The sequence below is a fragment of the Archangium sp. genome (assembly GCF_036388035.1).
Taxonomy (GTDB): domain Bacteria; phylum Myxococcota; class Myxococcia; order Myxococcales; family Myxococcaceae; genus Archangium.
Map to the genome: position 1 here is coordinate 1 of NZ_DASVSO010000788.1, position 5,046 is coordinate 5,046.

A 5,046-nucleotide genomic window follows, 5' to 3' on the forward strand; every position below is an offset into this window, starting at 1 on the left:
GCCTGGCTGCCTGCCCGATATGGAGGCGCCAGGAGGGCCAGAGAGGCGCGGGGCCTCAGAGCGCGTAGGTGGCGTAGCAGGTGCCCACCGGGCCGCTGCCGGTGGTCGGCGCGCTCGGGGCGGACTGCCACACGCCCTCGGCGCCGCACTGGTGCCACTGCGAGTCGCCGCTGGACTGCACGCACGTGCGCGCCGGCACGGACCTGCCCAGCGTGGCCGAGCTGCACCACGGCCACGAGGCCGTGCAGTTGGTCGGCTTGGTGGTGGTGCCCGCCGTGAAGGTGCCGTCGCTCTGGCACTGCCGCCAGATGGCGTCCGAGGAGCTCTGCACGCAGGTGCCCACGGCCACGTTGGCCTCCACCGTGCCCGTGTAGCACGTGACGGTGCTCCCAGTGCCCCAGGCGTACTCGCCCTTGAACTGGTGGTACTTCACCGCCACCAGCGACGAGCCGCCGACGTCCGTGCGGCCGCACTGGATGGCGTACGCGCCCACCCACGGGGTGTACGTGTAGAGCGCCGCGGTGGCCTTGTTGACCGGCTTCACCGAGCACGGATCCGAGGTGCTCTTCAGCACGCCCGGCTTCCACCCGGAGATGGTGGCCCGGCCCGCGTCCAGATCGATGAGGTAGCCGCGCAGCTTCTTCGCCGAGCACTCGATCTGGTTGCCGAAGCCCGCGTAGGAGACGGTACACCCGCCGCTGTCCGGGCAGCCACAGCCGGTGGCCTTGGACAGGTTGGTGGAGGTGCCGCTGGTGATGAGGCTCGACTCCGTCTGGATGCGCGCCAGCATGTAGAGCGGGTTGATGGTGTACGCCTTGGAGCGCTCCACGATGAGCGCCGCCGCCGTCTTGTTGCTCCAGGCCGGATCCTTGTAGGTGGCTAGGTACGAGCCCTTCTGCTGGAGGAACGCCTGCACCTGGGCGGTGGTGATCCACTGCCCGCCGGTGATGTCCGAGTCCTCCAGCAGCCGGTGCATGTCGTACTCGGTGGTGGCCGCCTCGAGCACCTGGCCCGTGAGCTCATCCACCACGACCTCGTCCTGGGAGGGGCCACAGGCCGCCAGGTACAGCGCCGGCAACAGCAACATCGTGTATCGCAGATTCATCGCGTGCCTCGATTGGGGCCGCGAAGCCAGGCGGGGGAAGCCCGACCCCACGGCGGGGGGAGGCCGCGTGTCTTAGCACCGAGAACGTTTTCCCGGGTTTCCTTTTTGAGTGGAGTTCTCCGGGATGCGTCATTCATCAGGCAAGGCCCACACTTCGAGTGAGGACGCTTGATGTCGCCCACGCTACACTTGGCGGCTGGAGCCGCCAGGGACACACACTGCGGGTGACATCATCAATTTCTGCTCATGACGCCAGACATTGAGTATCTGAAAGAAGGCTGCCGGATCCTGGGGGAGGATTTTGGATTCGCTCGGGCAGACAACGCCGCGGGCATCCTGGGGTTCGGCTACGGCGTCATCCTGCGGGACGGAGCATGGTCGGACACGATTGGGCTCGTGCTGCTGGCCAAGAGAGACCGGGAGGGCTTCCCCTATGCCGGCCTCGAGGTGACGGTCCGGGGCCAGGTCCAGGTCATCCCGTGCTGCACCTTCCTGCTCGATGGCTTCGCCTATGCGCGAGTGCCCGCGGAGCCGGTGGGGGGGGTGCCCGAGCTGGAGATCGGAGCCCCCCTGTCCACGACGCCCGGATTCGCCGAGGGCACCTGGACCTGCTTCATCGGCAATCCGGCCCGGTATGCCCTCACAGCGGCGCACGTCTTCGAGACGGCCGCGGACAACACCCCCGTCTATTGCGGCAGCCGCAGGGTGGGGACGTTCCGGCGGGTGAGCCAGGACGTGGCGCGGGTGGATCTGCTGCCGGAGTTCGGGCGGCAGGCCCGCTCGAGGACACCGGACGGACACCTCATCGCGGGCCCTACCTCACCGAGCCTGAAGCACCTCAACCAGCGAGGCACGGTGTACTGCCCTACCCGCCAGCGGAGCGAGCACCCCCTCATCCTGGCGGCGGGCATGACCGTGCACCTCTTGAGGACAGCCAACGGCCTGCTCACCCAGCACGACGTCGTCATGACCGAGGGCTGTACGCACCCGGGCGACTCCGGCACCGCGCTCATCACCCGGCAGGGTTTCTCGATTGGAATCCTCAGCCACGGCCGCAAGGAATTCTCCTTCTTCGAATCCATCCACTCCCGCTACCTCGACGTCGAACTGGCCTGAACCCATGCACAAGCTCGCTCCGCTCCTGCTCGTGGCACTGCTCTGCGCCACTCCCCTCACGGCCCATGCGCAGCCTCCCCCGACTCAACCCACGCCTGGGGGGGTCGCGAAGCCGCCCGTCATACCGCCTGACGCGGGGACGCCCGGAGATACCCCAGGGGTCGCCCAGTCGCCCGTCCGCGACGCGGAGACGCTGGACTCGCTCGTGACCAAGGAGCTGGCGACGCAGGAACTCGACGCCTATGTGGTCCACCCGGAGTTGGGCGATCGCAAGACGCCCGAGCTGCAGTACAGCGGCCCTCAATCCGCGGTCGTTCCCCAACCCATCGCGGAAGCCCTGAGCCTGCTGGCGGAGATCGCCGTCTCCCGCGCCAGGCGCCAGGGCCTCCAGGTCCTCCACGGCCAGTTCAAGGACGCGGTGTGCGAGTTGTTCGCCCCCCCGCCGAAGGATGCCAAGCCACCCGTTTCACAGGGACAGGCCCTGCTCCCCGCGACGTGCACGGCCGTCAGCAACACTTCGCTCGAGCGGCTGGTGTCGGATCCGGAGACTGTCACCGTCGCCGTCACGCAGGATCTCATCGCCGATGCGGCGCTGGCGCTCACCCAGCAGTCCCCCGGAGTGGGGCCGACGCTCTCGCAGCCGGAGGCCCAGGCGATCCTCCAGCTCTCCCTCAAGCTCGTGGCCCGCGCCACCTCCCGCGGCAAGCCGCGCTTCACGGCGGAGGACGCCTGGGCCCTCGCCTCCAGCATCATCAACAGCCCCTTGGTCAAACGGAAGGATGCGCTCGGCGCTGGATTGGAGGCCGCTCGCATCCGCCTGGAACGGGGTCTGAGCGGGGGAATGGCCGCCGACCTGACCTTGCTCGTCAGGAAAGTCCTCGAGAAGCGGGGACTGACGTCCGCCGAGGACTATGCGCTCGCCCTCGACATCGCCTTGGAGGCCGACGCCGCCCTGCTCGCGAGCCAGCCTCGGGGCGATAGCCTCGTCCCCCTTCCCCAGGAGCGGCTGCGCGCCGGTGTCAGGCTGACGACCAGGCTCCTCCGCCGTCTGGTGGAAGCGGACTTCGCCGCGCGGGGCAAGCAGTGCTCGGCGGAGACCGAGTGCGTCCTGGGTCTGCGACAGCTCGAGCTCAGCGGCCAGATGATGACGGCCGCCATCGATGGCAGCCAGCCCCGGATGATCATCGCCGGGACCGAGCTCCTGCGGAACCTGCTGGCTTCGGGCTCGGATGCGAAGACCCGGGAGCAGGCCGAGCGTCTGCGTAAGGCGTCCGTCCTGCTGAGCTCCATCGCGGGCTATGCCGCGACCTTCACCTCCGTGGATGCCTCCAACCTGCAGGCCGTGCGCGAGAGCCGCAAGGAGATCCTCGAGGGGATGATCGACGCGAGCACCGACCGGAGCCAGCGCCAGGGGCAGGTGGTCTGGTCCGTCGGCGCGCCGGTGGGCTTCACCTCGCGGTTGCTGCAGGGCAGCGATTGGAAGGCGCCGCAGCTCGCGCTGCCGATGGGCGTTGCCGTCCAGCTCATGCCCGGCACCCAGGGCTCGCCTCCGAACAAATGGGGCCTGGGGGCCCACTTCATGCTGACGGCCATCGACCTCGGGCAGCTCCTGGGCTACCGGCCGGACGCCGATATCCCTGGACCGACCTGGGACACCGTCGTCACCCCGGGTGCGCAGCTCGCCGCCACCGTCGGTACGCCGAGCAACGCGTTCCTCGTCGGCGTGGATCTCCGCTACGCGCGCAACCCCCTCGCCGTCAGCACTCCGGACGCCGTCATCCCGCGTGAGCTCCTGCTCAACCTCTTCGTCGCCTACTATGTCCCGTTCTTCGACTTCAACTGACCCCTTCGAAGGCGGCGACACGCCCGCGACCCCACCCCTGGCCCACGGGAAGCCGGAGAACCGCAAGCCCCTCTCGCTCAGCCGGGGCATCGGCTACTACGCCTTCTTCCTGGTGCTGCTCGTGGGTGCGGCCTTCCTGCCTCGCTGTGGCTGGCTCTGCGAGTCGCAAGGGGTTTCGTGCGTCCAGGAGCAGTCCCTCCAGCGGGCTGATGGGTCCGAGCGCCCAGACGCCGGGGTGGCCTCCCCGGATGGCGGGCCGACGCTCGCGGATGGAGGGGTTGCCTCCGCGGAGGCGGGGGAGACCACGACGGGCACGGGTGAAACCAGGGAGGTCGTCAACCCGGTCCATGTCTGCATGTCGGACTGTGCCCTCGTCTATTACGTCATCCTCCTGGGCGTGCTGGGAGGATGGCTGCATGGCGTGTCGTCCATGGCCACGTTCGCGGGCGTGAAGAAGCTCGACGAGAGCTGGTGGACTTTCTATTTGACCCGGCCCCTCGTTGGAGGCGCCACGGCCCTGCTGGTGTACTTCGCCCTCCAGAGCGGCATCGCCGGGTTCAGCATCCCCACGGATCTTTGGCGAGGACAGATGGCGCTCCTCGCCTGGGCGGGAATCGCGGGTCTATCCAGCACGGTCGTGATGAGGAAGATGAGGGACGTCCTCGACGCCTTGTTCAAACCGAACGACCCGCTTGAGACGAGGCAGCAGCAACCCAAACCCAGCGAACAGGCAGAGACGATGCCGCCTTCGGTGGCGGATTCCTCGCCAACGACTCCCGTGGCGACGAAGCCCGACGTCCAGACGCCAGCGGCCCCCCTGGCTCCGAAGCCACCCGGCAAGCCCCCCGCGGGCGGGCCATGAGTCCAGAGGGCTCCAGCACCGGGGGCGCTTCTCCCATCGGAAGCGCCCGGGGGCTCACCGCCCCGTCCTGCGGCGAGCCCGCTCACGAGCCGCCGCGAGCGCCGAGTCCACGCCGCGCTC

General features: G+C 68.8%; 4 protein-coding genes. 3 read left to right on the plus strand and 1 reads right to left on the minus strand.

Features of this window, described 5'->3' with window-relative positions:
- Positions 1–55 precede the first annotated feature (55 nt).
- Positions 56–1,105, minus strand: coding sequence for a hypothetical protein (locus VF697_RS32515; RefSeq protein WP_331101055.1), 1,050 nt, complete (start codon positions 1,103–1,105; stop codon positions 56–58).
- Positions 1,106–1,351: 246 nt separating this feature from the next.
- Here VF697_RS32515 and VF697_RS32520 point away from each other — a divergent pair, with 246 nt between their 5' ends.
- From VF697_RS32520 to VF697_RS32530, 3 genes are read left to right on the plus strand one after another with little or no spacing between them, the layout of a single operon-like run.
- Positions 1,352–2,221, plus strand: coding sequence for a trypsin-like peptidase domain-containing protein (locus tag VF697_RS32520; protein ID WP_331101057.1), 870 nt, complete (start codon positions 1,352–1,354; stop codon positions 2,219–2,221).
- A gap of 4 nt (positions 2,222–2,225) precedes the next feature.
- The gene (locus VF697_RS32525; RefSeq protein ID WP_331101059.1) at positions 2,226–4,064 is read left to right on the plus strand and encodes a hypothetical protein; all 1,839 of its coding nucleotides are present in this window, start codon (positions 2,226–2,228) and stop codon (positions 4,062–4,064) included.
- On the plus strand, positions 4,039–4,926 hold the full coding sequence (locus VF697_RS32530; RefSeq protein WP_331101061.1) for a hypothetical protein: 888 nt from the start codon (positions 4,039–4,041) through the stop codon (positions 4,924–4,926). Before VF697_RS32525 ends, VF697_RS32530 begins: the two co-directional genes overlap by 26 nt.
- Positions 4,927–5,046 lie beyond the last annotated feature (120 nt).

Bases quoted from the DNA above. Each gene is read 5' to 3' on its own strand.
- VF697_RS32525 (WP_331101059.1), top strand. From the start codon at position 2,226: ATGCACAAGCTCGCTCCGCTCCTGCTCGTGGCACTGCTCTGCGCCACT.
- VF697_RS32515 (WP_331101055.1), bottom strand. From the start codon at position 1,105: ATGAATCTGCGATACACGATGTTGCTGTTGCCGGCGCTGTACCTGGCG.
- VF697_RS32520 (WP_331101057.1), top strand. From the start codon at position 1,352: ATGACGCCAGACATTGAGTATCTGAAAGAAGGCTGCCGGATCCTGGGG.
- VF697_RS32530 (WP_331101061.1), top strand. From the start codon at position 4,039: ATGTCCCGTTCTTCGACTTCAACTGACCCCTTCGAAGGCGGCGACACG.